We start from the raw sequence: 26,163 nt of genomic DNA, 5'->3' as shown, positions 1-26,163 counted from the left end.
GCCTTCATGCTTGCTGCAGGTCGATGCGATTACGGCATCAGCACCGTGTCGATCACGTGGATCACGCCGTTGCTCTGGCGCACATCGGCCGTGGTCACGCGGGCCACATTGCCCTTGGCGTCGGTCAGGGTGACCGTCCCGCCGTCCGCCTTGGCAGTCAGCGACTCGCCCTCGACGGTCTTGAGCATCGCGGTGCCGCCACCGGCCTGGATCTGCTGGGTCAGCGCGGCCGCGTCGATGTTGCCCGGTACCACGTGATAGGTCAGCACCTTGGTCAGGTCGGCCTTCTTGTCCGGCGCCAGCAGGCCGTCGACGGTGCCCGCCGGCAGCTTGGCGAACGCGGCATTGGTCGGAGCGAACACGGTGAACGGGCCCGGGCCCTTCAGGGTGTCGACCAGACCGGCAGCCTGCACGGCCGAGACCAGCGTGGTGTGCTCCGGCGAGGCCGAGGCGTTGGTCACGATGTCGCGGTCGGCATACATCGGCGCGCCGCCGACCATCGGATTCTCGGTCTGTGCGGTGGCATCGGCTTCGGCGCCCATCGCCGGCTCGGCGGGGGCAGGCGTCATCGGCGCGGTGGCAGGCGTTTCGGCCGGCGGCGTGACCGCGGCGGTGTCGGCCGGGGCCTCCTTCTGGCAGGCGGTCAGGGCGAAGCTGGCGAGCAGGGCAGCAGAGAGCAGGGTGTGCTTCATGACGGATCCTCGTGTCGTCCGGAGACGGGCTTGGCGCCGTGCGGATGCACGGGCTCGCGACGTCTACGCGGGCGACGCCGCCAGCGGATGCATCACGCCACGGTGATCTTCCCGAACCGTTCCTGCGCCGCTCAGTCGAGCAGCGGGCGCAGTGCGGGCCAGACGTGGTCGAGGATCTTCGGCTGCGCGGCGACCGTGGGGTGCAGGTTGTCGTCCTGGAAGTTGGCGCGGTCGGTCGCGACCGGTTCCAGCAGGAACGGCAGCAGCGCGGTGTCGAAGGTCTTCGCCAGCAGGCGGTAGTTCTCTTCGAAGCCACGTGTGTAGTCCGCGCCGAGATTGGGCGGCATGCGCATGCCGACCAGCAGCACCTTCGCGCCGACGTGCTGGGACGCGCCGATCATGCGCGCGAGGTTGCGACGCGCATCGGCCAGCGGCAGTCCGCGCAGGCCATCGTTCGCACCCAGCGCGATGATCACCACCTCGGGTCGCTCGCGGACCACGGCCTCGACGATCCTCGAAGCACCCCCGGCGCTGGTCTCGCCGGAGATGCTCGCATTGACCACGCGCCAGCCCGGTGCTTCGCGTTGCAGGCGCTGTTGCAGCAGCGACACCCAGCCTTCGGACGCCGCCATGCCGTAGCCCGCCGAGAGTGAATCACCCATGACCAGTACCGTCTTCGCCTCGCCCGATGGCACGGTCTGCGCCGCTTGCGCCTGTGCTAGAACGGGGAGGGCCAGCAGACACGCCAGCATCCAGCACGCGACCTGCGCTTGCATCCGGCGGCGCACGGCCGCAGTTCCCAGTGTCATCACCCACGTCTCCGGTTGATCCGGCGTTGCCGCAACGGCAGGCCGGCGATTCGAAACAGCGAAGGATCTATATGCACGACGGACGCCCCACGCAAGCTGAGCAGAGCACGCCCCGCCTCACCACCGCCGACGCGCTCGACGTCGACGGGCTCGGCAAGCAGGTGGCGCTGCCGTCGGGGCCGCTGACGATCCTGCAGGACGTCGGCTTCCGCGTCGGGCACGGTGACACCGTCGCCATCGTCGGCGCGTCGGGATCGGGCAAGAGCACGCTGCTGTCGCTGCTGGCCGGACTCGACACGCCGAGCACGGGCCGCGTGCTGCTCGACGGCGCGCCGATCTCCACGCTCGACGAGGACGGCCGCGCGCAGGTGCGCGGCGAGAAGGTCGGCTTCGTGTTCCAGAGCTTCCAGCTGCTGCCGTCGCTGACCGCACTCGAGAACGTGATGCTGCCGCTGGAGCTGCGCGGCGATCGCGATGTCGAAGGTCCGGCGCGCGATGTGCTCGCGCGTGTCGGTCTGGGCGAACGCCTCGGCCATTACCCGCGTCAGCTCTCCGGCGGCGAACAGCAGCGCGTCGCACTTGCGCGTGCCTTCGTGACCCGGCCCTCGCTGCTGTTCGCCGACGAGCCCACCGGCAATCTCGACACCGCGACCGGACAGGCGATCGTCGACCTGCTGTTCGCGCTCAATGCCGATGCCGGGACCACGCTGGTGCTGGTGACGCACGACGACCGCCTCGCCGCGCGTTGCGCGCGCCGCCTGCGCATCGACAGCGGCCGTCTAGTCGCCGACGAGGCCGTCGCCGCATGAGGACCGCAGGCCTGGCCTGGCGCCAGTTGCGTCGCGACTTCGCGGCCGGCGACATCCGCATCCTGTTCGCGGCCCTCGTGCTCGCCGTCGTCGCGGTCACCGCGGTCGGCTTCGTCACCGACCGCGCCGAGCGCGCGCTGGCGATCGAGGCCAACCGCCTGCTGGGCGGCGATGCGGTCGTGCGCGGCGATGCGCCGATCGCTGGCGCGATCCGCGACGCGGCGAATGCGCCCGGTCTGCAGTCGGTCGACACCATCGAACTCGACAGCATGATCCGCGTCGGCGCGGGCGAGACCGCCAACCTGCAGCTCGGCGACGTGCGCGCGCTGGGCGACGGCTTTCCGCTGCGCGGCAGCTTCCGCATCGCCGGCGCCGATGGCGTCGAGCGCGACGCCGAGGCCGTGCCCGAGGCCGGCACCGCGTGGATGAGCCGCGCGGGTGCCGACACGCTGGGCGCATCGGTCGGCGACACGGTCACGCTCGGCAACCGCAGCTTCCGGCTGACCGCGCTGGTGCTGCAGGAACCCGACGCGTCGATCGACTACTTCAACGTCGCGCCCAAGGTCTTCCTGCACCTGTCCGATCTGGAGTCCACCGGGCTGATCCAGCCGGGCAGCCGCATCCGCTACCGGCTCGTCATCGCCGGCGACGCGAACGCGGTCGACGGCTTCGCGCGTGTCGCACGCGAACAGCTCGGTCGCGGTCAGCGCGTCGAGACGATCAGCGACGCGCGCCCGGAAGTGCGCTCCTCGCTCGACCGCGCCGGCCGTTTCCTTGGTCTGGCCGCGCTGGTCTCGGTGATCCTCGCTGCGGTGGCGGTGGCGATGGCCGCGCGCCAGCACTCGGCGCGGCACCTGTCGTCGGTTGCGGTGATGCGCTGCATGGGCGCACAGCAGCGGACGCTGGTCGGCATCCACGTCGGCGAACTGCTGCTGCTCGGACTGATGGCCTGCACGCTGGGCGTGGTGATCGCGTTCGGTCTGCAGTGGGGCGTCGGTCGCTGGCTCGAATCGATGCTGGGCCTGTCGATTCCGGCCGCGGGCCTGATGCCGGCGCTGCAGGGTTACGGCGTGGGCCTGGTCGTGCTGATGGCCTTCGGTGCGCCGCCGGTGCTGGCATTGCGCCGCGTGCCGGCGTTGCGCGTGCTGCGGCGCGATCTCGGCGGTTTCGAACCGAGCGCATGGCTGGTCGGTGCGACCGGCTTCGTCGGTCTCGCCGCGTTGCTGTGGTGGAAGGCCGGCTCGGCGACGCTGGGCGGCGCGATGCTGGCCGGCATCGCCGCGACGTTCGCGGTGCTCGCACTGCTGGCCTGGGGGCTGATCGCACTGGTGCGCGCGCTGCGCACGCGGCTGCGCGGCAGCCTGCGCTACGGCCTGGCGAACGTGAGCCGGCGCGCCGGCACCAGCGTCGCCCAGGTCACCGCGCTGGGCCTGGGCCTGATGGCATTGCTGCTGCTGACCTTCGTGCGCACCGATCTGCTCGACCGCTGGCAGCTCGCGCTCGGCCAGGAAGCGCCCAACCGCTTCATCATCAACGTGCAGCCCGACCAGCTCGACCCGGTGCGTGACTTCATCGCGTCGCAGTCGGTCGAGCCGCCGGTGCTGTTCCCGATGATCCGCGCGCGCCTGATCGAGCGGAACGGCGCACCGGTCACCGGCGCCGATTACGCCGACAGGACCGGCGACGAGGCGCAGGACAGGCAGGCGCAGCGCCGCGCCGAGCGCGAGTTCAACCTGTCGATGCAAAGCGATCTGCGCGACGACAACCGCGTCACCGCCGGCACCTTCTGGGGCGACACGGCGCCGGCGACGCCGGAGATCTCGGTCGAGGAAGGCTTCGCCAAGGATCTGGGATGGCAGCTCGGCGACCGCATCACCTTCGACATCGCCGGCCAGCGCTTCGAGGCGCCGATCACGAGTTTCCGCAGCATCGAGTGGGAGAGTTTCCGGCCGAACTTCTTCGTCGTCGCCTCGCCCGGCGCGCTGGATGCGTATCCGGCCAGCCACATCACAGCCGTGCGCGTGCCGCCCGACCGGCCGCGGTTCACCGCCGATCTCGTGCAGCAGTTCCCGAACCTCTCGGTCGTCGACATCGACGCGGTACTGACCCAGGTGCGCAGCACCGCCGACCAGGTGTCGACGGTGGTGCAGGTGGTGTTCTGGTTCTCGCTCGCCGCCGGCGTGCTGGTGCTGCTGGCGGCGGTCAGCGCCAGCCAGGACGAGCGTCTGCTGGAAGGCGGCGTGATGCGGGTGCTCGGTGGCAAGCGGGCGCAGTTGCGGCTCGCGCAGGCCTCGGAATTCGCGGCGATCGGCCTGCTCGCGGGCCTGGTCGCGGCCATCGCGGCGTCGGTGCTGGCCGGCGTGATCGCGGTGCAGGTGTTCGATTTGCCGTGGACGCCGAACTGGACCCTGGCCGCGGTCGGCGGCGGCATCGGCGTGCTGATGACTCTGCTCGCCGGGCTATGGGCCACGCGCCGCGTGCTCGATGCGCCGCCGTCGGTGACGCTGCGCGCATTGCAGGAATGACAATGCGCGCCCGGCGATCGAGGCCGGGCGCGCGGTGGATCAGCCGACGATCGTCTCGCTGGCCTCGAAGCGGCGCGCGTAATCGCGCTCCTCGCTGATGCGCTGGACCTCTTCATGGGCGATGTCCGGCCCGCCGTAGACGGCGTAGACGACTTCGTCGTCGCGACGTCCGATCGCGTGCAGGCGGTAGCGGGACTGGCCGCCGCCGGTGTCGGGCGGATAGCGGACCGGCGGCTCGGGACCGTCGAGATCGAGTTCGCTGTTGTCGATCGTGCCGCCGACGAACAGGGCATGGATGGGCATTGCGGACTCCTCGGTTCGGGGGATGCCGGTCATCGTGGCGGCGCGGATGTTGGCGAAACATCAATGGGATGTTGCCCAAGCGTGCGTCCGGTCCGATCCGTGACGGCAAGCGCGTCTGCGGGACGCCGGAGTCGCCCCGGTAGAATGCGCGGCCGCCTTCGACGCTTTTCGATCCGCATGTCCGATCCCGCCCTCGATGCCCTGTTCCTGCCGTTCGAGCAGCGCCTGCTGCCGTGGCCGTCCGAGGGCGCGCTGTTCCTGCGTGCGCGGGCCGGCGTGGCGACCACCGGCGGTCGCTGGCCCGGATTGCTGTGCGCGCAGAGTTTCGCGCCGGCGCACGCCGAGCTGCAGCGCGCCGGCTTCGAGACCTTGCCGGTCGACCCGGAAGACGCGCTGCCGCAGCGTTTGCTGGTCCTCGTGTTGCCCCCGCGACAGCGCGACGAGGCGCGCGCCGAACTGGCGCGCGCGTTGCAGGCGACCGCGCCGGGCGGCTGGGTCGTCGCGAGTGTCGCCAACGACGAGGGCGCGAAATCGTCGCAGGACGATCTGGCCAGACTCGCCGGCAACATCGCCGTGCAGAGCAAGCACAAGTGCCGCGTGTTCTGGGCGCAGCGCGACGATCGCGCCGACACCGCGCTGCTCGCACGCTGGGCCGCGCTCGACGCGCCGCGCGCAATTCTCGGCGGCCGCTTCGTCAGCCGGCCCGGCGTGTTCGCCTGGGATCGCATCGACCCGGCATCCGCACTGCTGGCCGCGCAACTGCCGGACACGCTGTCGGGCCACGTCGCCGATCTCGGCGCCGGCTACGGATTCCTGTCGGCGGAACTGCTGCAACGCTGCGCGGGCATCCGCGCGTTGGACGTCGTCGAGGCCGAAGGCCGCGCGCTGGCGCTGGCACGCCGCAACCTCACGGGTCTGCGCGACGACGTGACGCTGGACTTCCAGTGGGCCGACGTGACGCGTGGCCTGTCGCGCCGCTACGACGCCATCGTCAGCAATCCGCCCTTCCATGCCCAGGGTCGCAGCGAACGGCCCGACATCGGACGTGCCTTCATCGCGGCCGCGGCCGGCGCGCTGAAGCCGGGCGGTCAGTTGTGGCTGGTCGCCAACCGGCATCTGCCCTACGAAGAAATCCTCGGCGCGCGCTTCGCGCAGGTGCGCGAGGTCGCGGCGATGGCGGGCTTCAAGATCGTGCACGCGGAGCAGCCGCGATGAAGCTGGTCAAACTGCTCGCCAATCTCGGCTACGGCAGCCGCAAGCAGGTCGCCTGGATGTTCCGCGAGGGCCGGGTCACCGATGCCGCCGGCGACGTGCTGTATGCCGACGACCAGGTCGGCCATGACGACGTGCGGGTCGACGGCGAACCGCTGGACCCGCCGCAGGGCCTGGCGCTGATGCTGCACAAGCCGGCCGGCTACACGTGTTCGACCAAGGACACCGGCCGGCTGGTGTACGACCTGCTGCCGCCGCGATTCCGCCTGCGCGCGCCGGTGCTGTCGACGGTGGGGCGGCTGGACCGCGAGACCAGCGGGCTGCTGCTGTTCACCGACGATGGCCAGCTGCTGCACCGGATCATCTCGCCGAAGGCCGCGCTGCCGAAGGTCTACGAGGCAATGCTGGCGCAGCCGCTGCGCGGCGACGAGGCTACGCTGTTCGCCAGCGGCACGCTGATGCTGGAGTCGGAAACAACGCCGCTGAAACCCGCGGCGCTGGAGGTGATCGACGAGACGCACGCGCGCCTTACCCTCACCGAAGGCCGCTACCACCAGGTGCGGCGCATGTTCGCGGCGACCGGCAACCACGTCGTCGCGCTGCATCGCAGCCGTGTAGGCGGGCTGGCACTGGATGGGTTGGCCGAGGGCGACTGGCGTGCGCTGGACGCGGCTGATCTCGCGGCGCTGATGGACGCCGGATGAGCGTGGAGATCGCGCCGCTGCCGTTCCGTCCGGCGGCGGTGATCTTCGACATGGACGGGCTGATGCTCGATTCCGAGCGCGCGATCCTCGACGCATTGCGCGCCGCGGCGACCGAGCATGGCGCCGACATCGATCCGGACTGGTGGTTGTGCCTGATCGGCCACACCGACGCCGTGTGTCGTGCGCGTCTCGGTGAGAAGATCGGCGCGGCCGCGGCCGACGCGCTGCTCGAGGACGGGCATGCGCGTTATGTCGCGGTCGCCGAAGCCGGTGTGCCGCATCGTCCGGGCATCGTCGCGCTGCTGGAGCTGCTGGCCTCGCACGGCGTGCCGCGGGCGGTCGCAACCTCGACGCGGTCGCCACTGGCGCAGCGCAAACTCGCCGCGGCCGGACTGCTGTCGCATTTCGATGTGGTCTGCACCAGCAGCGACGTCGCCACGCCCAAGCCCGCGCCGGATGTCTATCTGCTCGCGGCCGAGCGTCTCGGCGTTGTTCCGGCGCAATGCCTGGTGCTGGAGGATTCTCCGACCGGCGTGCGCGCCGCACTGGCCGCCGGCATGACCGCGATCCAGGTGCCCGATCTGCTGACGCCGGACGACACGGTACGCGCGCTGGGGCATCGCATCGTCGAGTCGCTGGACGTGGTGCGCGGCCTGCTCGTACCCTGGCTGCCGGGAACGGCGCGAACCGCCTGAGCAACGGGCTGGATCCGCGCGACGCGACGCACGCGGTGCGTGCTCAGCGTCGCAGGTCGGCCAGCTCGCTAGCGCGTTCGGTCGTCATGCGTCGCCTGCAATCGACCGACAGCACCGTGTGCAGCGTGCCGCCGTCCGGGTCTGCCAGAAAGCTGCAGTTCGCGTCGCGGAACTGCACCCACACGCGCTGTACGGCACGCAGCTGGGCTTGCCGTTCCTGCGTCAGCGTCGCCAGCGTGCGCCGGTACTCGCTGTTGAGGCGCGCATCCTGCAGCACCGTTTCGGCGTCGATGCAGTTGAGCATGTCGACGGTCACGCCCTCTGCGGCCTCCATGCACCGTGTGAATCCGGCCGAGGCCTCGTCGGCGGCCGCGTGTGCGCTCGGGATCGCGGCGATGGCCAACAGCAGCATCGGAAAAACGGTGCGAACTGGTCTCGACATGCGATGCCCCCGGAGGCTCTGGATACGCGCAGTGTGGGCACGGCGTCTGCCGTCGACGTGAACGTGCGCCCGGTGCTCAGGCATGCTCCCCGGCGTGGTCGAGCATGTCGCGCAGCATGTCGCGCACGTGCGCATCGTCGGCCTCGTACAGCACCTGTCGCGCCTGTCGCGCACCGCGCACGAGTCGCGCACCCCGCAGCAGGCGCAGGTGGTGGCTGACCAGCGGCTGCGAGGCGCCGGTGCGACGTGCGATCTCGCCGACCGCGACCGGACCGTCGAGACAGGTCAGCAGCACGCGCAGGCGGGTGGGATCTCCGAGCAGCTTGAAGGTTTCGGCGAGGATCGACAGCCGCGCATCGTTGACGGCCATCACCGCGCGCGCTCCGGTCCGTGCGGGCCGTCGTGGGCGTGGTCGTGATCGTGGTGATGGTGCGTGTGCCTGCCGCGACGCTCCAGCGCGCACTGCGCCTGCGGCGTGTGCACGACTTCGACGGTCGCGTGGCCGATCGAGAAACGCTCGGCGAGCGCGCGCTTGACCGCCGGCACCACGCGTGCGGCATGGGCCTCGTCGGCCAGCGTGAGTTCCAGCGTCGCCAGGACCTTGCCGGAGGTGATCGACCACACATGGACGTGGTCGACGTCCGCAACGCCCGGCACGGTCTGGCGCAGATGCGCGCGCACGGTGGCGATGTCGATGTCCGGCGGCACCGCTTCCATCAGGATGTCGAAGGCATTGCGCAGCAGCGACCAGGCGCTGCGCAGGATCAGCAGGCAGACCAGTACCGAGAGGATCGGATCGATCGGCATCCAGCCGGTGAAGTGGATCACCAGCGCCGCGACGATCGCCGCGACCGAGCCGAGCAGATCGCCGAGCACGTGCAGGGTGGCGCCCTTGATGTTGACGTGCGATTGGTCGCCGCGATGCAGGATCCAGAACACCAGGCAATTGACCAGCAGGCCGACGACGGCGACCGCGAGCATCGGTCCGGCCAGCACCTCGCCCGGTGCGCGCAGGCGCTGGATCGCTTCCCAGACGATCCACAGCACCAGGCCGAACAGCGTGACCGCATTGACCAGACCGGCCAGCACCTCGAAGCGCATGTAGCCGAAGGTCCGGCGCGCGTCCGATGCGCGCCGGCCGATGCGGAAGCCCACCCAGGCCAGCAGCAGCGCGGCGGCGTCGGTGAGCATGTGGCCGGCATCGGCGATCAGCGCCAGCGAGTTCGACAGCACGCCGCCGACCACCTCGACCAGCATGAAGCCCGCGGTCAGCGCGAAGCCGGTCAGCACCCCCCGTTCATTGGCGGCCGAGACCGAAGGCGCGTGGCTGTGCCCGGCGCCGTGGTCGTGGGCATGGTCGTGATCGTGGTTGTGGTCGTGCGGCATGGCGGCGGAGTCCTCGGTGACCGCCATTGTATAAACATATGTTTATTTATCAACTCGGCCGCCATGCCCCGGTGTGAGCGCGCTTGCGCGCGAGGGGCTTTGCCGGGAGGGCCCTTCGCGCGCGAGCGCGTTCCCACACCGGGGACAGGCCGCGGTCGAGAAGGATCAGCTCAGTTCGCCGCGGTGAACAGCCGCGCCCAGCCGGCGTGTCCGAGCTGCTCGAGCGTCGCCAGGTTGCGGTCGATGATGCGGTCCGGTTCGGGATACGCGTCCACCGCGCGCGCCACGGTCTCCTCGCGCAGCAGATGAAGCGTGGGGTACGGCGCCCGGTTGGTGTAGTTGCCGATGTCGTCGGGCGCGGTGCCGGCGAACTGGTAGTCGGGATGGAAGCTGGCGATCTGCAGCTCGCCATCGAGCTCCAGCGCCTCGATGAGGCCGTCGGCTTCGTCGAGGAAATCGTTGTATTCGAGGAAATCGCCCAGCACCTGCGGATGCACGATCAGCGTGGTGTCGATCTGCGACGGCGCCGTGTCGCGCAGCCGCAGCAGTTCCTCGCCCAGCACTTCGAGCAGCGCCTCGGGCGTGGTCGCATCGCTCAGCACGAAGCGCACCTGGTCCTTGACCATGACCGCCTTGGCGAAGGGGCACAGGTTCAGCCCGATCACCGCGCGCTCCAGCCACAGGCGGGTGTCGGCGATCGGGTCGGCGCTCGGGACCATCGGATCAGTCGCGGAAGTTGTCGAACTGCAGCGGCAGCTCGAAGTCCTGCCCGCGCAGCAGCGCCATCGCGGCCTGCAGGTCGTCGCGCTTCTTGCCGTTGACGCGCAGCTTGTCGCCGTTGATCTGGCTGTCGACCTTGAGCTTGGCTTCCTTGAGCGTGTTCTGGATCTTCTTTGCCAGTTCGCGCTCGATGCCCTGTTTGACGGTCACGGTCTGGCGCGCGCCGGCGAGGTTGGTCTCGATGTCGCCGAACTCCAGGCACTTGATGTCGATCTTCCGCGCGGCGAGGCGCTGGCGGAGGATTTCGGTCATCTGCTGGACCTGGAAGTCGCTCGGTGCCGACTGCTTGATCGTCGACGCGTCGAGCTCGAACTTCGCGTCCACGCCCTTGAAGTCGAAACGCGTGGTGAGCTCGCGGTTGGCCTGGTCGACGGCGTTGGTCAGTTCGTGGGAATCGACTTCCGAAATGATGTCGAAGGACGGCATGCGGGGCACCTGCTGGCGGGACGAAGGCGCGCAGGGTACCGCACCGGTGGTATGGGCTGTTCCGCTGCTGCCCTGCCAGGGCCGCAGTCCGGCGCGCACACTAGGCGATCCCGTACACGCCGACGAGACCTTCGCCATGCTCGACACTCCCGCCTACGCCGCCGCCGACGCCACCACGCCGCTGGCGCCGCACACGATCCAGCGTCGCGCGCCGGGCGCCGACGATGTGCTGATCGACATCGCATTCTGCGGCGTCTGCCATTCCGACCTGCACCAGGTCCGCGACGAGTGGGGCGGCTCGATTTTCCCGATGGTGCCCGGTCACGAGATCGTCGGCCACGTGGCCGAAGTCGGCGCCAACGTCACCGCGTTCAAGGTCGGTGACGCCGTCGGCGTCGGCTGCTTCGTCGATTCCTGCCGCGAGTGCCCGCAGTGCGCCCGCGGCGAGGAGCAGTTCTGCGAAGAAGGCATGACCGGCACCTACAACGCCATGGAGCGCGACGGCAGCGCCCCGACCTATGGCGGCTACTCGACCCGCATCACCGTCGACCAGGCCTACGTGTTGCGCGTGCCGGAGTCCCTGCCGCTCGATGCCGCCGCGCCGCTGCTGTGCGCCGGCATCACCACGTATTCGCCGCTGCGCCACTTCGGCGTCAAGGCGGGCGATGCGGTGGCGGTGGTCGGTCTCGGCGGCCTCGGCCACATGGCGGTGAAGTTCGCCGTGGCGATGGGGGCGCGCGTGACCGTGCTCAGCACTTCGGAGTCCAAGCGCGAGGACGCGCTGAAGCTCGGCGCGCACGATTTCGCCGCCACGCGCGACGAAGCGACGTTCAAGACGCTGGCCAAGACCTTCGACTTCATCGTCGACAGCGTGTCCGCGCCGCACGACTACAACGCCTATCTGTCGCTGCTCAAGACCGACGGTACGATGATCCTGCTCGGCGTGCCGGAACAGCCGGCGCCGGTGGCCGCCGGCTCGCTGATCATGCAGCGCCGCCGCCTGACCGGTTCGCTGATCGGTGGCACCCGCGAGACGCAGGAAATGCTGGATTTCTGCGCCGAGCACGGCATCGTCTCGGAGATCGAACGCATCGACATCGCCGACATCAACACCGCCTACGAGCGCATGTTGAAAGGCGACGTCCGCTACCGCTTCGTCATCGACACGGCGACGCTGAAGGGCTGAGTGCGCGTCCCGGTGCTGCGCTTGAGCACCGCACGTCGGTAATGCCAAGAGGTGCCTTGATCGACTCCTCCCCTGCTTGCGGGGGAAAGATGGGATGGGGGCGAACATTCCGGCCGTCAGAGGACGGGCTTCAAGCGATCTCGAATGCGTGAGTCGGGCGCTCACGAGGCCTGACGATTCGCCCCCACCCAACCCTCCCCCCGAGATGCGGGGAGGGCTCTGGATGCGCAACGTCGTCGCGAGCCACTCGGCTGCCTGCGATCGGCGTCCATGCGAGGATGCGCGTCCCGATTTTCCGCATTGCCCGCCCTCATGTCCGCTTCCGCCGCTCCGACCAACGCCCGCGCCGCCGCGCTGTGGATGCTGTTCGCCGTGCTGGCGTTCGCCGGCATGGACGCGGGCATGAAGTGGATCGCCAACGATTACTCGGCGTTCCAGGTCGCGACGTTCCGCAGTTTGGCGACGTTGCCGCTGATCGTCGGCTGGCTGCTGCTGCGCGGACGCGCGGGCACGCTGCTGCGCATCCACTGGCCGCTGCATCTGCTGCGTGGCGTGCTGGGCGTGGGCATGATCGCCGGCTTCGTCTACGGCCTGGCGCGCATGCCGCTGTCGACGGCCTACGCCATCGTCTTCGTGTCGCCGCTGATGGTGACCGCGCTGGCGGTGCCGCTGCTGGGCGAGAAGGTGGGGCCGCGGCGCTGGACGGCGATCGGGCTCGGCGTGGTCGGCGTGCTGGTGGTGCTGCGCCCGACCGGGGAGGGCATGGCGACGCTGGCGGGTCTGGCCGTCGTCGGCGGGGCGCTGTGCTACGCAATCGCGTCGGTGACGGTGCGCAAGCTCGCGCAGCGCGACAGCCCCGAGGCGCTGGTGTTCTGGTTCCTGGTGCTGATGGCGGTGTTCGCCGGCGCCTTGGCGCTGCCGGACTGGCAGCCGCTGCAGCGCGAGCACTGGTGGGTGCTCGCGCTGATCGGTGTGACCGGTGCGCTGGGACAGGTCGGTCTGACGCATGCGTTTCGCCTGGGCGAGGCCAGCCAGGTTGCGCCGCTCGAATACACCGCGCTGGTCTGGGTGGTGCTGCTGGATCTGTTCGTCTGGCAGGTGTTGCCCGACGGCATGACGTGGCTCGGCGCGGGCATCATCGTCGCCAGCGGGCTGTACATGTTCCGGCGTGAGAAGGTGCTGTCGGACGCCGGCACCGTCGATTCCGAGGTCAAGCGGCTCGACGGGACGCCACGGCCATAGCGCAGCCTTTCATCGCCGCGGCGCGCGCGATCGCCGATCATGCGGGCTTCCGCTCGCTGCGTATCGCGAAACGTCCATGCCCCTTCTGCTGCTTGCCGTCGTCCTGTTGCTGGTGTTCGCGCTGCTGCTCCTGCTGTGGCCGCTGGCGCTGTGGAACCGCTACCGCGTCGGCACCTCGCGCCGTCGCCCGCTGCGCTGGCTGACGCGGCTCAACGCCTGGCTGATTCCGGCGTCGGCACTGCTGTTCCTCGCAGGCATGGGCATCGCGCAGCTCTTCGTCGTCCATGCATTTCCGTACGCAGCGCTCGGCGTGCTGGGTGGGCTGGTGCTCGGCGGGCTGGGCTGGGCGCTGACGCGGGTCGAACATCGTCCGGGCCAGGTCTGGTACACGCCCAACCGCTGGCTGGTGCTGGCGCTGACGCTGGTCGTGGTGGCGCGCGTGTTCGCCGGCATCTGGCAGGCCTGGGAGCGCATGCGTGGCGATCATGCCGCGCTCGCGGCCTGGGGGCCGTTGGGTGAGCCGGCCGGATTGTTCGCCGTTGCCGGTCTGGTCGTCGGCTACCACGCGATGTATGCCGTGCTGCTGCAGTGGCGGCTGGGGCGCTGGCTCTAGAAGGCCAGCTGCGATCGTCCAAGTCGGAGCGCGCCGATACGGGATGGCGACGTCTCGCCCCTCCCATACAAAAACGGCCCCGCACGAGGCGGGGCCGCTGGGCACGACTCTGGGGAGAGAGAGGACTCAGAAGCGTGCGCCGATGCCGACACCGACGGTCCACGGGTCGAGCTTGAGCTCCTGACCGGTCGACGCGCCTGCCTGGTTGATGTCCGCACGGCTGCGCAGGTAGCGCGCATCGGCACGGGCGAACCAGGTCGGGGTGATGTTCATGTCTACGCCGACAGTGCCGATCGCGCCCTTCGGCGTGCTCAGGCTGACGTGGTCGCCACCCGGATTGAGGTCTTCACCGCTGATGTTGGACTGGTGGTAGCCCAGACCGACGAACGGACGGAAGGTGTTGTCGGCCTGGCCGAAGTGGTACTGGCCGCTCAGCGCAATGGGCTGCGACTCGACGGTGCCGATCTTGCCGGCGTTGCCCTTGACACGATGGTCGAAGGTATCGAGCGCGCCCCAGAGTTCGGCGCTGATGTTGTCGGTGAAGTTGTACGACACCGATGCGGTGGGCGCCGGGCCGCCATCGACTTCGATGCCGTCGTTGGCGCTGTGCTTGGTCGGCTGCAGCAGGGTGGCACCGCCGACGACCGAGAAACGCTTGCCCGACGCGGTATCGCCACTGTCCTGCGCGAAGGCGGCGGACGACAGGGCAAAGCTGGCCAGGGTGGCGAGAGCAAGGACGCGCTTGTTGGACTTCAGCATGGGGTGACTCCTTCTTCTTCTGGAAGCCGGGCAAGTGGAAGTGCCCGGCGGTCTTGGCCTATCGCGGCGTGCGGGAGGCGGCGCTGCGACCTTCCTCTGCGGGAAGGCGGGGCCATGCTGGCAATCGCATCCTGAATCGGCGATTGGCGATTTCTGAAGCGTTTCCAACGCTTCACGCGTTCTTCGGGAACCCGGATCGCGCGTTCAGCGCAGAGACGCCAGTGGCGCGAAACGCGCACCTGTCAACGGCATCGCAGGTGCTGTACGCCACTCGAATGCACGCATTGCGACGCTGTGTTCCGCGCTGTGCGACTGGTGGAGGTGTCGTGTGCGTGCAGTGGTCGCCGACGCGCCCGATCGGCGCCACGATGCGCTTCCGTACGCCACGTAACAGTTGGCGCGGACGGAGCGGGGCGCCACAATAGCCGGTCACGAGATGCCCGGAGGGCCGCATGGCCGACCTGATAGAAGCACGCGTTCCCGACATTGGCGGGTTTGACGATGTCCCGGTGATCGAGGTGCTGGTCGCCGTTGGCGATACGGTGTCGGTCGATCAGGGGCTGGTGACGCTGGAATCGGACAAGGCCACGATGGAAGTGCCGTCGTCGGTGGCCGGCGTGGTCAAGGAACTGAAGGTCAAGGTGGGCGACGCCCTGTCGGAAGGCAGCGTGGTCGCGATCATCGAAGCCGAAGGCGCGGCCAAGGCCGACGCCCCCGCGGCGCCCGCCAAGGCGGACGCACCGGCAAAGGCCGACACGCCCGCTGCCGGGAAGCCGGCGGCCGAGACGGCCGCACCTGCCGCGAAGACCGAAGCGCCGAAGGCGTCGTCGGCTGGCGGTGGCGCGCAGGAATCGAAGGTCCCCGACATCGGCGGCTACGACGACGTGCCGGTGATCGAGGTGCTGGTGTCGGTCGGCGACACGGTCGAACAGGACCAGGGCCTGATCACGCTCGAGTCGGACAAGGCCACGATGGAAGTGCCGGCCGCGGTCGCCGGCGTCATCAAGGAACTCAAGGTCAAGGTCGGTGACACCCTGTCGGAAGGCAGCGTGGTCGCGATCATCGAAGCCGCCGGCGGCAGCGCCAGGTCCGCACCGGAACCTGAGGCCGCGCCGGCCAAGCCGAAGGACGACGTCGCCGTCGAGCCGGTCGCGCCGCAGGCCAAGGCCGATCCGATCGCGCAGGCGTCGATGGAGCATCGCCCGGCCGGTGCCGGCAATCCGCCGGTGCGGTTCGAAGCCGACGCCATCCTGCCCGACAAGGTGCCTTACGCCAGTCCCGCGGTGCGCCTGTTCGCACGCGAGCTCGGTGTGGACCTGCTGCAGCTCAAGGGCAGCGCCAAGGGTGGCCGCATCGTGCGCGAGGACGTGCAGTCCTTCGTCAAGGGCTTGCTCCAAGGCGGATTGGCGCAGGGCGGCGGTGCCAAGCAGGCCGCCGGTGCGCCGGCGGCGGCTGGTGGCGGCCTCAACCTGCTGCCGTGGCCGAAGGTCGACTTCGCCAAGTTCGGCGAGGTCGAGGTCCAGGAACTGGGCCGCATCCAGAAGATCTCGGCCGCGAATCTCGCACGCAACTGGGCGATGATCCCGCACGTCACGCAACACGACGATGCCGACATCACCGACCTCGAAGCGCTGCGCGTGCAGCTCAACAAGGAAAACGAGAAGTCCGGCATCAAGCTGACCATGCTCGCCTTCCTGATCAAGGCCTCGGTCGCGGTGCTCAAGCAGTACCCGCGCTTCAACAGCTCGCTCGACGCGAGCGGCGAGACCCTCACGCTCAAGAAGTACTTCCACATCGGCTTCGCCGCCGACACGCCCAACGGTCTGGTCGTCCCGGTCATCCGCGATGCCGACAAGAAGGGCGTGCTGGAGATCTCGCAGGAGTTGTCGGCGCTGGCGAAGAAGGCGCGCGACGGCAAGCTCGGCCCGGCCGACATGCAGGGTGGCTGCTTCTCGATCAGCTCGCTCGGCGGCATCGGCGGCACCAGTTTCACGCCGATCGTCAACGCACCGGAAGTCGCGATCCTCGGCGTGTCGAAGTCGGCGATGAAGCCGGTCTGGGACGGCAAGGTCTTCCAGCCGCGCCTGACCCTGCCGCTGTCGCTGTCCTATGATCACCGCGTCATCGACGGCGCCGCCGCGGCGCGCTTCACCGCGACGCTGGCGCAGCTGCTCGGCGACATGCGCCGGGTGCTGCTGTAAGAACCCGCGCAATGTCCTGCTGCGCTTGCCATCTGACGCGCGTGCGGTGCTCGGAGTGCTCACGTACCACGCGTACGCTGCGCCTCCTGCGCTCCGCCACGCGTCACCTGGCTGCGCTCGCGACGGACATTGAGCGGGTTCAAAACGAAAGGTCGCCGGCATGACCGAAACGTCCACGCGCGAGCGGGCGCGGCTGACGTTGCGCCATGCCGGCATCGCCGACATCCCGGCGATCGTCGCGCTCAGCGAGCGCATCTACGGGCGCGACAACGGCTACACCGCCGAGATGCTCAACGGGCAGATCGCGCAGTTCCCGCAGGGCGTGTTCGTCGCGTTCTACGACGATGCCGCGGTGGGTTATTGCGCGACGTTCCGCATCGACGAGCGTGCGGCGATGTCTCCGCACCGCTGGCAGGAGATCTCCGGCGGCGGTTACGCCTCGCGGCATCTGTCGACCGGCGACTGGCTCTACGGCATGGAAGTCTGCGTCGATCCGGCGCACCGCGGCCTGCGCATCGGCCGGCGCATGTACGAGCTGCGCAAGCGGCTGTGCCAGGACCTCGGCCTGAAGGGCATCGTCTTCGGTGGCCGCTTGCCGGGCTTCTCGCGTCGTGCCAAGCGCTATCGCGGCGACGTGCGCGCCTATGTCGAGGACGTGCGGGCGGGCCGCGTGCGCGATCGCGCGCTGAGCTTCCAGCTGCGCAACGGGTTCGAATTGATCGGCGTCCTGCCGGGCTATCTGCCGCAGGATCTCGAGTCCGCCGGTTACGCCGCGCATCTGGTCTGGCGCAATCCCAAGATCGACGCCAACGCGACCACGCGTGGCACCCAGCGTCCGCTGCCCGATTCGGTGCGCGTGGCGACGGTGCAGTATCAGCAGCGCCGCGTGGCCTCGTTCGAGGAATTCGCCACGCAGGTCGAATATTTCGTCGACATCGCCGCCGACTACCGCGCCGACTTCGTGGTGTTCCCCGAACTGTTCACGCTGCAGCTGCTGTCGGTGGAGAACAAACCGCTGTCGCCGGTCGATTCGCTGCTCGCGCTGACCGGCTACACCGAGCGCTTCGCACAGCTGCTGTGCGAACTGGCGGTGCGCCACAACATCAACATCATCGGCGGCTCGCATCCCACGCGGACCAGCAACGACGCCGACGGCAAGGTGCGCAACATCTGCTACGTCGCCCTGCGCGACGGCTCGCTGCACACCCGCGACAAGCTGCATCCAACGCCCAACGAGCGCACCTGGTGGGGCATCGGCGGCGGCGACAGCGCGCAGGCGATCATGACCGACTGCGGTCCGATCGGCGTCATGATCTGCTACGACAGCGAGTTCCCCGAACTCGGGCGTCACCTCGTCGACCAGGGCGCGATGATCCTGTTCGTGCCGTTCTGCACCGACACCCGCGAAGGCTATCTGCGCGTGCGCTACTGCTCGCAGGCGCGCGCGGTGGAGAACCAGTGCTACGTCGTGCTGTCGGGCAACGTCGGCAACCTGCCGGGCGTCAACAACTTCGACATCCAGTACGCGCAGAGCTGCATCCTCACGCCCTGCGATTTCCCGTTCGCGCGTGACGGCGTCGCCGCCGACACCACGCCGAACGTCGAGCAGGTGGCGTTCGCCGACCTGCGCCTCAACGATCTCGTCGTCGCCCGCAACGACGGCACCGTGCAGAACCTCAACGACCGCCGCCACGACCTGTACTCGCTGACCTGGGCCCGCCGCCCGGCGTCGCGCATGGCGCTGGCCGACCCCACGCAGCAGACCCCGGAGAATTCCTGATGGCCAAGACCCTCGAACTGAAAGTGCCCGACATCGGCGGCTACGACGATGTGCCGGTGATCGAGGTGCTGGTCGCCGTCGGCGACACCGTCGCCCAGGACCAGGGGCTGGTCACGCTGGAATCGGACAAGGCCACGATGGAAGTGCCGGCCACGCAGGCCGGCGTCATCAAGGAGCTGAAGGTCAAGGTCGGCGACACGCTGTCGGAAGGCAGCGTGGTCGCGGTGATCGAAGTCGAAGGCGCGGGCGATGCGCCCGCCGCCGACACCAAGGCGTCCGCGCCCGGGACGAAGGCTGACGCGCCGGCGAAGAAGAGCGAAGCGCCCGGCAGCAATCCGCCAGTCGCGCGTTCGCCTGCGGCGCCGGCCGAACCCGAAGCGGTCAAGGCCGCGCCGTCGTCGGGCCGTCAGGCCGATGTCGAATGCCGCATCGTCGTGCTCGGTTCCGGCCCGGGCGGTTACACCGCCGCATTCCGCGCGGCCGATCTCGGCCTCGACACCGTGCTGATCGAACGCTACGAGACGCTCGGCGGTGTCTGCCTCAATGTCGGCTGCATTCCGTCGAAGGCGCTGCTGCATGCGGCCGAGGTCATCGACCAGGCCAAGCACGCCAGCGACTACGGCGTGGATTTCGGCGCGCCGACCATCGCGCTCGACAAGCTGCGCGCCTACAAGGAGAAGGTCGTCGGCCAGCTGACCAAGGGCCTGACCGGCATGGCCAAGCAGCGCAAGGTTCGCGTACTGACCGGCGAAGGCCTGTTCGTGTCGCCGAACGAGATCGAAGTCACCGGCAGCGACGGCAAGACCCAGCTCGTGCGTTTCGAACAGTGCATCATCGCCGCCGGCTCGCAGGCGCTGAAGCTTCCCGGCTTTCCGTGGGACGACCCGCGCGTCATGGATTCGACCGACGCGCTGGAACTGGCCGAGACGCCGAAGAAGCTGCTCGTCGTCGGCGGCGGCATCATCGGTCTGGAGATGGCGACGGTCTATCACGCACTCGGCGCGGAAGTGACCGTCGTCGAGCTCGCCGACCAGCTGATGCCCGGCGCCGACAAGGATCTGGTCAAGCCGCTCGCCGATCGTCTGAAGAAGCAGGGCGTGTCCGCGCACCTCAAAACCAAGGTCGTCGAGGCCAAGGCGGCCAAGAACGGCATCGATGTCGTCTTCGACGGCGAGAGCATTCCGGACACGAAGACCTTCGACCGCGTGCTGGTGGCCGTGGGCCGCACGCCCAACGGCGGCAAGATCGCGGCCGACAAGGCCGGCGTGCGCGTGTCGGATCGCGGCTTCATCGCCGTCGATGCGCAGATGCGCACCAACGTGCCGCACATCTTCGCAATCGGCGATCTCGTCGGCCAGCCGATGCTGGCGCACAAGGCCACGCACGAGGGCAAGCTCGCGGCGGAAGTCGCCGCCGGCGAGAAGAAGGAGTGGGTGGCGCGGGTGATCCCGTCGGTCGCCTATACCGATCCGGAAATCGCATGGGTCGGCATCACCGAGACCGAGGCCAAGGCCAAGGGCCTGAAGGTCGGCGTGGGCAAGTTCCCGTGGGCGGCCAGCGGTCGCGCGATCGGCATCGGCCGCACCGAGGGTTTCACCAAGCTGGTTTTCGACGAAGCCACGCACCGCATCGTCGGCGCCGGCATCGTCGGCGTGCATGCGGGCGACCTGATCGCCGAGGCTGCGCTGGCGATCGAGATGGGCGCCGAAGTCGCCGACATCGGCCATACGATCCATCCGCATCCGACCTTGAGCGAATCGGTCGCGATGGCGGCCGAAGTGTTCGACGGCACCATCACCGATCTCTACATTCCGAAGAAGAAGTGATCCGCTTCAGCAGCCCGAAAAAAAGCCCCGGCATGCCGGGGCTTTTTCGTGCGGTGTGGCCGGATCAGAAGCGGAACGTGAGGCCTGCCATCGGGCCGTGCACCTTCAGGTCGCCGGTGACCTTGCCGCCGTAGGGGAACGGACCGGCATCGATGCCGTCCGGGGCGCGCGCGGTGCCGCGGTAGTCGTCGGACAGCTTCAGGCGGAACCAGTCGTAGCCGGCGTGGATGCCGACGCGCTCGCTGATCATGTATTCGACCAGCAGGCCGCCGCGCTCGAAGTGGCCGCGCTCGTCGAGGAAATCGCCCCAGCGGGTGTCGAGGTACTGGGCTTCCAGGCTCACCGACCAGCGATCGGCCGGAATCCACTGCAGGCGCGTGTGCAGACCCGGCGAAAAGCCGTCGCGCTTCCAGTTGACGGTCTCGAACTGCGGATCGACGAGATCGGTGCCGGTGGAGCTGCCGTTGGCGAAGGCTTCCAGCTCGGCGTAGGTCACGCCCAGGCCCAGGCCCCACTCGAAGTTCTCGTTCTTCACCACGGCGTATTCGTAGTTCAGGCTCGCCAGGTTGAACGACAGGCGGCCGTCGATGCGCGCGCCCGGGATCTCGATCGGCTCGCCGCCGGGAATGATGGTGCCGGTGTCGAGCACGTTGCCGCCGTAGGTCCAGGTCTCGTCGCGGCGGTAGTCGTAGTAGTTGCCCACCAGCGCCTGGCGGTCGCTGATGCGGAAGCCGATCGCGCCACGCGGACGCCACTCGCGGCCGGTGTCGAAATCCTCGTTGAAGGCGAAGGTCGCCGAGTCGGTGCCGTCGGTCACGGTGCCGTTCCCGGAGAAGCCCAGCTCGGCCTCGGGGTTGAACGCGCTCAGGCGCAGCACGAAGCGGTCGTCGCGGCTCTGGGCCTGCGCGGCGGTGGCGAGCGTGGCCAGCAGGGCGGTGGAGGCGATGGCGAGGGCAAGGCGGGTGCGGGGTCGGGACATCGTGGCGATCTTCTGGGGAGAGGCGGCCGATGTTCGTTAACGCGCGGTCTTGCGCGCGTGAAGTCGTCAGCTGAAAGACGATTGCCGGCGATCGCGACAGAACGTCGACACGATATCTGCACGCCTCCCGTGCTCGGCCGGATCGCGGGCCACGGCATAGGGCCAAACAGCGCGTGGCGAGAAGCCAAGAAAAAGCCCCGGCGAGGGGGCCGGGGCTCGGGTGGCGATCTGCAGACGGGACCGACGAGGAAGGACGGCAGATCGGACACGCAGGGTAGGACCGGTCCGGCGTTCCGAAGTTCCGGACAATCTGCAGGAAAATAATGAATACGCGCTGCGCTTGACTGCTGACCGCCGCCGATGTGCCCCGGAACCCGATTCGGGACTTGCGCCGGTTGTCTGGCAAATGACGCCGCTGCTATACTTTTGCGGCTCGACGGAGCCGTTTCGACGCGCACCGTGCCCTCCAGAACCCGGGATCCTCGAAGTGTTGACGTCCGTCGCTGCAGGTCGGCGGCTGGCACAGCGCGCAATCGCCTGGCAGGCGGTCGCGGTCGCGGTGACAGCGCTGGCCTTCCTCGCAAAGGGAGCCGACTGGGCGTTGGCGGCAGGCCTGGGTGGCGCGGCGATCGCGCTGGGGGGCTGGCTGTCGAGCGTGATCGCGCTCGGGGGCGGGGTCAATCCATCGGCAGGTGCGCTGGCGCGCCTGCTGGCCGGAGTGGCGCTGAAGTGGGTCGTGGTGGTGGCGGTTCTGCTGCTGGGCGTGGGATGGGCGGGTCTGCCGCCGGTGCCGATGCTCGCCGGGGTCATCGTCGCGCTCTTCGCGCAGTTGCTCGCAATGGCCCGGCCTCTGGCCAGGCACTGATCCAACAACATTAGGGTTTTCGATCTCATGGCAGCTGATGCGGAACTGACCCCAACCAGCTACATCCAGCACCACCTGCAGAACCTGGTCGCGCCGGTCGGCGAGGGCGGGTTCTGGACGTTGCACCTGGACACGCTGATCACCGCGCTGCTGATGGGTGGCCTGATGGTGTTCGCGTTCTGGCTGGCGACCCGCAAGGCGACCGCCGGCGTGCCGGGCAAGTGGCAGGCCTTCGTGGAGATCTGCCTGGAGTTCGTCGACAAGCAGGCCCGTGACACGTACCACGGTTCCAGCAAGCTCGTGACGCCGATCGCGATCACGCTGTTCTTCTGGATCCTGCTGATGAACCTGCTGAAGATGATTCCGGCGGACTTCATCGCCAAGCCGCTCGAACTGATGGGCGTGCACTACTGGAAGCCGGTGCCGACCGCCGACGTCAACGCGACGCTGGGCCTGTCGATCAGCGTGTTCTTCCTGACGGTGTTCTTCGCGCTGCGTGCCAAGGGCGTGGGCGGCATGTCGAAGGAATTCCTGTTCGCGCCGTTCGGCAAGTGGATGGTGCCGTTCAACCTGATCCTCAACATCGTCGAATGGCTGAGCAAGCCGATTTCGCTGGCGATGCGACTGTTCGGCAACATGTTCGGCGGCGAGATCGTGTTCCTGCTGATCTGGGTCCTCGGCGGCGCGAGCCTGCTGGGCGTGCTCGGCGGCGGCGTGCTCGGCCTGGGCTGGATGCTGTTCCACCTGCTGGTCATTCCGCTGCAGGCCTTCATTTTCATGATGCTGTCGATCGTCTACCTCAGCCTGGCTGAAGACGACCACTGATCGGCAGCGTCACGCGACACCGCTTTCGCAACACCCCAATCCCTGTTCCACCCTTACCAAGCAATCCGCTCCGGAGAAAACAATGGAAATCGCACTGACCTCGTTCGCCCAGATCCAGGCTTCGACCGTTCTGGCCATCGGCATCATGATCGGCCTGGCTGCGCTGGGTGCGGGTCTGGGCCTGGCCATCATGGCCGGCAAGTTCCTCGAGTCGGCCGCGCGCCAGCCGGAACTGATCCCGGTGCTGCAGGTCCGCATGTTCATCACCGCCGGCCTGATCGACGCCGCGTTCATCATCTCGGTCGCCGTCGGCCTGCTGTTCGCGTTCGCTTCGCCGTTCGTCGGTCCGATCGCCGCGCAGATCGCGGGCTGATCGAAGCTGACGCGTCCGGTGCGGTGCGTGCTTCGCGCATGACCGCACCGGTGGATGACAGGGGGCGCGTCCGCGCGCCCGACCCTTCACGACAGGCAGTCACAAGCCCATGAATATCGGTCTGACCCTCATTGCCCAGGCGATCGCATTCGCCGCCCTGATCTGGATCATCGCGACCAAGATCTGGCCGCCGCTGCTCAATGCGATCGAAGAGCGCCAGAAGAAGATCGCCGAAGGTCTGGCTGCGGCGGACAACAGCCAGCGCGCGCTCGCGCAGGCGCAGGAAACCGCCAACGAAGAACTCAAGGCCGCGCGTGCGAAGGCCAACGAGATCATCGAGCAGGCGCACCAGCGCGGCAACCAGATCGTCGAGGCCGCCAAGGCCGAAGCGGTCACCGAAGGCCTGCGCCAGAAGGCACTGTTCGACGCCGAGATCCAGGCGTCGGCCACCCGCGCGCGCGAAGAGCTGCGTCGTCAGGTTTCGACCCTGGCGGTGACCGGCGCCGAGCGCCTGCTCAAGCGTGAGATCGACGCCAACGCCCACAAGGCGCTGCTCGACGAACTCGCCGCGGAGATCTGAGCCCGATGAGCCAGGCCATGACGATCGCCCGTCCGTATGCCCGCGCCGCGTTCGCGATCGCCCGCGACGGCGGCCAGTTCGCGCCGTGGTCGGACGCGCTCGCGTTCTCGGCCCGCGTCGCTGCCGATCCGCAGGCGGCCGCGCTGCTGGCGCATCCGGCGCTGTCGCACGATGACGCCGTCGCCCTGCTCGCACCGGAGGGCGCCGACGAGAAGTTCGCCGGTTTCCTCGCGACGCTGGCGACCAACGGTCGTCTGGCGCAGCTGCCGGAGATCGCGGGCCAGTACGAGCAGCTGCGCGCCGAAGCCGAGCACGTGGTGCTGGCGACGGTGACCTCGGCCGCCGAACTGCCGGACGCGGAAGTGGAACAGATCCGCGCCGCGCTCAAGCGCCGTTTCGGCCGCGAGGTCCAGGTCGAGACGGCCGTGGACGCGTCGCTGATCGGCGGCGCCGTGATCGCGGCGGGCGACGTGGTGATCGACGGCTCGCTCAAGGGCAAGCTGGCGCGCCTGCAGTCCGCGCTGACGCACTGACACGATTTTCAATTGCAACGTCGGCGGCAACGCCGGCCCAAGGGAACTCCCGATGGCTACCACGCAACTCAATCCCTCCGAGATCAGCGAGCTGATCAAGTCCCGCATCGAGAAGGTCAAGCTGTCGGCCGAATCGCGCAACGAAGGCACCGTGACCTCGGTCTCGGACGGCATCGTGCGTCTGCACGGCCTGGCCGACGTGATGCAGGGCGAAATGATCGAACTGCCCAACAACACCTACGCACTGGCGTTGAACCTCGAGCGCGACTCGGTCGGCGCCGTGGTGCTGGGTGACTACGAGCACCTGCGCGAAGGCGACGTGGCCAAGACCACCGGCCGCATCCTCGAAGTGCCGGTGGGTCCGGAAATGCTCGGTCGCGTGGTCAACGCGCTGGGCGAGCCGATCGACGGCAAGGGCCCGATCGACGCCAAGCTCAGCGCGCCGGTCGAGCGCGTGGCGCCGGGCGTGATCTGGCGCAAGTCGGTCGACCAGCCGGTGCAGACCGGCTACAAGTCGGTCGACGCGATGATCCCGATCGGCCGCGGCCAGCGCGAGCTGGTCATCGGCGACCGCCAGACCGGCAAGACCGCGATGGCCATCGACGCGGTGATCAACCAGAAGAACACCGGCATCAAGTGCGTGTACGTGGCGATCGGCCAGAAGGCCTCGACCGTCGCCAACATCGTGCGCAAGCTCGAAGAGAACGGCGCGCTGGCGCACACCGTCGTCGTCGCCGCGACCGCGTCCGAGTCGGCCGCCATGCAGTACATCTCGGCCTACGCCGGTTGCACCATGGGCGAGTACTTCATGGACCGCGGCCAGGACGCGCTGATCGTGTACGACGATCTGTCCAAGCAGGCCGTCGCCTACCGCCAGATCTCGCTGCTGCTCAAGCGTCCGCCGGGCCGCGAAGCCTACCCGGGCGACGTGTTCTACCTGCACTCCCGTCTGCTCGAGCGCGCAGCCCGCGTCTCGGAGGAATACGTGGAGCAGTTCACCAAGGGTGAAGTGAAGGGCCAGACCGGTTCGCTGACCGCGCTGCCGATCATCGAAACCCAGGCGGGCGACGTCTCGGCGTTTGTGCCGACCAACGTGATCTCGATCACCGACGGCCAGATCTTCCTGGAAACCGACCTGTTCAACGCCGGCATCCGCCCGGCCGTGAACGCCGGTATCTCGGTGTCGCGCGTCGGTGGTTCGGCCCAGACCAAGATCATCAAGAAGCTCTCGGGCGGCATCCGCATCTCGCTCGCCCAGTACCGTGAGCTGGCGGCGTTCGCGCAGTTCGCCTCGGATCTGGACGAAGCCACCCGCAAGCAGCTCGAGCGCGGCCAGCGCGTGACCGAGCTGATGAAGCAGAAGCAGTACAAGCCGATGTCGATCGCGCATCAGGCGCTGACGATCTACGCCGTCAACGAGGGTTACCTCGACGACGTGCCGGTCGCCAAGCTGCTCGCGTTCGAGGAAGGCCTGCACGCGCACTTCGACAACACGCAGGGCGAACTGGTCGGCAAGATCAACCAGACCGGCGGCTGGAACGACGAGATCGAAGGTGCCTTCAAGCAGGGCATCGCCGACTTCAAGACCACCGGCAGCTGGTAAGGCGTCAGTAGGTCA

Annotated in this window: 27 protein-coding genes; 17 read left to right on the top strand and 10 right to left on the bottom strand. The window is 68.6% G+C overall.

Annotation, left to right across the window (positions count from 1 at the left end; genetic code table 11):
- Positions 1-29 precede the first annotated feature (29 nt).
- Together E2F49_RS13765 and E2F49_RS13760 are read right to left on the bottom strand one after the other, a co-directional pair.
- A complete protein-coding gene (locus tag E2F49_RS13765; protein WP_055251874.1) occupies positions 30-542 on the bottom strand; it encodes a fasciclin domain-containing protein in 513 nt (170 codons plus the stop codon).
- Between the two features lie 281 nt (positions 543-823).
- Complete coding sequence (locus E2F49_RS13760) at positions 824-1,501, bottom strand: arylesterase (protein WP_133394415.1); 678 nt, start codon at positions 1,499-1,501, stop codon at positions 824-826.
- Positions 1,502-1,572: 71 nt separating this feature from the next.
- Between E2F49_RS13760 and E2F49_RS13755 the strand changes: the two genes are divergently transcribed.
- Both E2F49_RS13755 and E2F49_RS13750 read left to right on the top strand, forming a co-directional pair.
- A complete protein-coding gene (locus tag E2F49_RS13755; protein ID WP_133394414.1) occupies positions 1,573-2,310 on the top strand; it encodes an ABC transporter ATP-binding protein in 738 nt (245 codons plus the stop codon).
- Positions 2,307-4,835, top strand: a complete 2,529-nt coding sequence (locus E2F49_RS13750; RefSeq protein WP_133394413.1) for an ABC transporter permease — start codon at positions 2,307-2,309, stop codon at positions 4,833-4,835. The genes E2F49_RS13755 and E2F49_RS13750 overlap by 4 nt, the downstream gene beginning before the upstream one ends.
- A gap of 39 nt (positions 4,836-4,874) precedes the next feature.
- Here the strand turns inward: E2F49_RS13750 and E2F49_RS13745 are convergent, their stop codons facing one another.
- Entirely contained in the window at positions 4,875-5,132 is a 258-nt protein-coding gene (locus tag E2F49_RS13745; protein WP_133394546.1) for a hypothetical protein, read from the bottom strand.
- Between the two features lie 183 nt (positions 5,133-5,315).
- Here E2F49_RS13745 and E2F49_RS13740 point away from each other — a divergent pair, with 183 nt between their 5' ends.
- From E2F49_RS13740 to E2F49_RS13730, 3 genes are read left to right on the top strand one after another with little or no spacing between them, the layout of a single operon-like run.
- Positions 5,316-6,353, top strand: a complete 1,038-nt coding sequence (locus E2F49_RS13740; RefSeq protein ID WP_133394412.1) for a class I SAM-dependent methyltransferase — start codon at positions 5,316-5,318, stop codon at positions 6,351-6,353.
- Positions 6,350-7,054 (top strand): pseudouridine synthase, encoded by a 705-nt coding sequence (locus tag E2F49_RS13735; protein WP_133394411.1) that lies wholly within the window; start codon positions 6,350-6,352, stop codon positions 7,052-7,054. The genes E2F49_RS13740 and E2F49_RS13735 overlap by 4 nt, the downstream gene beginning before the upstream one ends.
- Complete coding sequence (locus E2F49_RS13730) at positions 7,051-7,749, top strand: HAD family hydrolase (protein ID WP_133394410.1); 699 nt, start codon at positions 7,051-7,053, stop codon at positions 7,747-7,749. Before E2F49_RS13735 ends, E2F49_RS13730 begins: the two co-directional genes overlap by 4 nt.
- Before the next feature lie 43 nt (positions 7,750-7,792).
- Here the strand turns inward: E2F49_RS13730 and E2F49_RS13725 are convergent, their stop codons facing one another.
- From E2F49_RS13725 to E2F49_RS13705, 5 genes are all read right to left on the bottom strand, one after another.
- Complete coding sequence (locus E2F49_RS13725) at positions 7,793-8,161, bottom strand: lysozyme inhibitor LprI family protein (protein ID WP_165971243.1); 369 nt, start codon at positions 8,159-8,161, stop codon at positions 7,793-7,795.
- A 106-nt stretch (positions 8,162-8,267) separates the two neighbouring features.
- The gene (locus E2F49_RS13720) at positions 8,268-8,561 is read right to left on the bottom strand and encodes an ArsR/SmtB family transcription factor (protein ID WP_133394408.1); all 294 of its coding nucleotides are present in this window, start codon (positions 8,559-8,561) and stop codon (positions 8,268-8,270) included.
- Positions 8,561-9,577 carry a cation diffusion facilitator family transporter gene (locus E2F49_RS13715; protein WP_133394407.1) on the bottom strand — a complete coding sequence of 339 codons (1,017 nt, stop codon included), beginning with the start codon at positions 9,575-9,577 and terminating at the stop codon, positions 8,561-8,563. The genes E2F49_RS13720 and E2F49_RS13715 overlap by 1 nt, the downstream gene beginning before the upstream one ends.
- A gap of 170 nt (positions 9,578-9,747) precedes the next feature.
- The gene (locus E2F49_RS13710; protein WP_133394406.1) at positions 9,748-10,296 is read right to left on the bottom strand and encodes a DUF1415 domain-containing protein; all 549 of its coding nucleotides are present in this window, start codon (positions 10,294-10,296) and stop codon (positions 9,748-9,750) included.
- 4 nt (positions 10,297-10,300) lie between these two features.
- Positions 10,301-10,783 carry a YajQ family cyclic di-GMP-binding protein gene (locus E2F49_RS13705; RefSeq protein WP_133394405.1) on the bottom strand — a complete coding sequence of 161 codons (483 nt, stop codon included), beginning with the start codon at positions 10,781-10,783 and terminating at the stop codon, positions 10,301-10,303.
- 136 nt (positions 10,784-10,919) lie between these two features.
- Here E2F49_RS13705 and E2F49_RS13700 point away from each other — a divergent pair, with 136 nt between their 5' ends.
- The 3 genes from E2F49_RS13700 to E2F49_RS13690 all read left to right on the top strand — a co-directional run bounded on the left by E2F49_RS13700 (position 10,920) and on the right by E2F49_RS13690 (position 13,824).
- The gene (locus E2F49_RS13700) at positions 10,920-11,969 is read left to right on the top strand and encodes an NAD(P)-dependent alcohol dehydrogenase (RefSeq protein WP_133394404.1); all 1,050 of its coding nucleotides are present in this window, start codon (positions 10,920-10,922) and stop codon (positions 11,967-11,969) included.
- A 312-nt stretch (positions 11,970-12,281) separates the two neighbouring features.
- On the top strand, positions 12,282-13,211 hold the full coding sequence (locus tag E2F49_RS13695) for a DMT family transporter (protein ID WP_133394403.1): 930 nt from the start codon (positions 12,282-12,284) through the stop codon (positions 13,209-13,211).
- 76 nt (positions 13,212-13,287) lie between these two features.
- On the top strand, positions 13,288-13,824 hold the full coding sequence (locus tag E2F49_RS13690) for a hypothetical protein (protein WP_055249959.1): 537 nt from the start codon (positions 13,288-13,290) through the stop codon (positions 13,822-13,824).
- A gap of 126 nt (positions 13,825-13,950) precedes the next feature.
- On the opposite strand, the gene E2F49_RS13685 is transcribed toward E2F49_RS13690, so the two are convergent.
- Entirely contained in the window at positions 13,951-14,583 is a 633-nt protein-coding gene (locus E2F49_RS13685; RefSeq protein ID WP_133394402.1) for an OmpW/AlkL family protein, read from the bottom strand.
- A gap of 452 nt (positions 14,584-15,035) precedes the next feature.
- Between E2F49_RS13685 and aceF the strand changes: the two genes are divergently transcribed.
- From aceF to lpdA, 3 genes are all read left to right on the top strand, one after another.
- Positions 15,036-16,784, top strand: coding sequence for a dihydrolipoyllysine-residue acetyltransferase (aceF, locus tag E2F49_RS13680; protein WP_133394401.1), 1,749 nt, complete (start codon positions 15,036-15,038; stop codon positions 16,782-16,784).
- A gap of 160 nt (positions 16,785-16,944) precedes the next feature.
- The gene (locus tag E2F49_RS13675) at positions 16,945-18,564 is read left to right on the top strand and encodes a bifunctional GNAT family N-acetyltransferase/carbon-nitrogen hydrolase family protein (RefSeq protein ID WP_055249953.1); all 1,620 of its coding nucleotides are present in this window, start codon (positions 16,945-16,947) and stop codon (positions 18,562-18,564) included.
- Positions 18,564-20,390 carry a dihydrolipoyl dehydrogenase gene (lpdA, locus tag E2F49_RS13670; protein ID WP_133394400.1) on the top strand — a complete coding sequence of 609 codons (1,827 nt, stop codon included), beginning with the start codon at positions 18,564-18,566 and terminating at the stop codon, positions 20,388-20,390. Before E2F49_RS13675 ends, lpdA begins: the two co-directional genes overlap by 1 nt.
- A 64-nt stretch (positions 20,391-20,454) precedes the next feature.
- Here the strand turns inward: lpdA and E2F49_RS13665 are convergent, their stop codons facing one another.
- The gene (locus E2F49_RS13665) at positions 20,455-21,369 is read right to left on the bottom strand and encodes a porin family protein (RefSeq protein WP_133394399.1); all 915 of its coding nucleotides are present in this window, start codon (positions 21,367-21,369) and stop codon (positions 20,455-20,457) included.
- Between the two features lie 487 nt (positions 21,370-21,856).
- Here E2F49_RS13665 and E2F49_RS13660 point away from each other — a divergent pair, with 487 nt between their 5' ends.
- From E2F49_RS13660 to atpA, 6 genes are all read left to right on the top strand, one after another.
- A complete protein-coding gene (locus E2F49_RS13660; protein WP_133394398.1) occupies positions 21,857-22,234 on the top strand; it encodes an ATP synthase subunit I in 378 nt (125 codons plus the stop codon).
- A 27-nt stretch (positions 22,235-22,261) separates the two neighbouring features.
- Complete coding sequence (gene atpB, locus E2F49_RS13655; RefSeq protein WP_055249949.1) at positions 22,262-23,059, top strand: F0F1 ATP synthase subunit A; 798 nt, start codon at positions 22,262-22,264, stop codon at positions 23,057-23,059.
- 82 nt (positions 23,060-23,141) lie between these two features.
- On the top strand, positions 23,142-23,432 hold the full coding sequence (atpE, locus tag E2F49_RS13650; RefSeq protein WP_055249948.1) for a F0F1 ATP synthase subunit C: 291 nt from the start codon (positions 23,142-23,144) through the stop codon (positions 23,430-23,432).
- Between the two features lie 109 nt (positions 23,433-23,541).
- Positions 23,542-24,012, top strand: coding sequence for a F0F1 ATP synthase subunit B (locus E2F49_RS13645; RefSeq protein ID WP_055249947.1), 471 nt, complete (start codon positions 23,542-23,544; stop codon positions 24,010-24,012).
- A 5-nt stretch (positions 24,013-24,017) separates the two neighbouring features.
- On the top strand, positions 24,018-24,545 hold the full coding sequence (locus E2F49_RS13640; RefSeq protein WP_133394397.1) for a F0F1 ATP synthase subunit delta: 528 nt from the start codon (positions 24,018-24,020) through the stop codon (positions 24,543-24,545).
- A 52-nt stretch (positions 24,546-24,597) separates the two neighbouring features.
- Complete coding sequence (atpA, locus tag E2F49_RS13635) at positions 24,598-26,148, top strand: F0F1 ATP synthase subunit alpha (protein WP_133394396.1); 1,551 nt, start codon at positions 24,598-24,600, stop codon at positions 26,146-26,148.
- The last annotated feature ends 15 nt before the right edge of the window (positions 26,149-26,163 follow it).

The organism is Luteimonas terrae (assembly GCF_004358165.1).
GTDB classification, from domain to species: domain Bacteria; phylum Pseudomonadota; class Gammaproteobacteria; order Xanthomonadales; family Xanthomonadaceae; genus Luteimonas; species Luteimonas terrae.
Note: the sequence above shows the minus strand (reverse complement) of the source record. Positions and strands in the feature narration are given on the sequence as shown.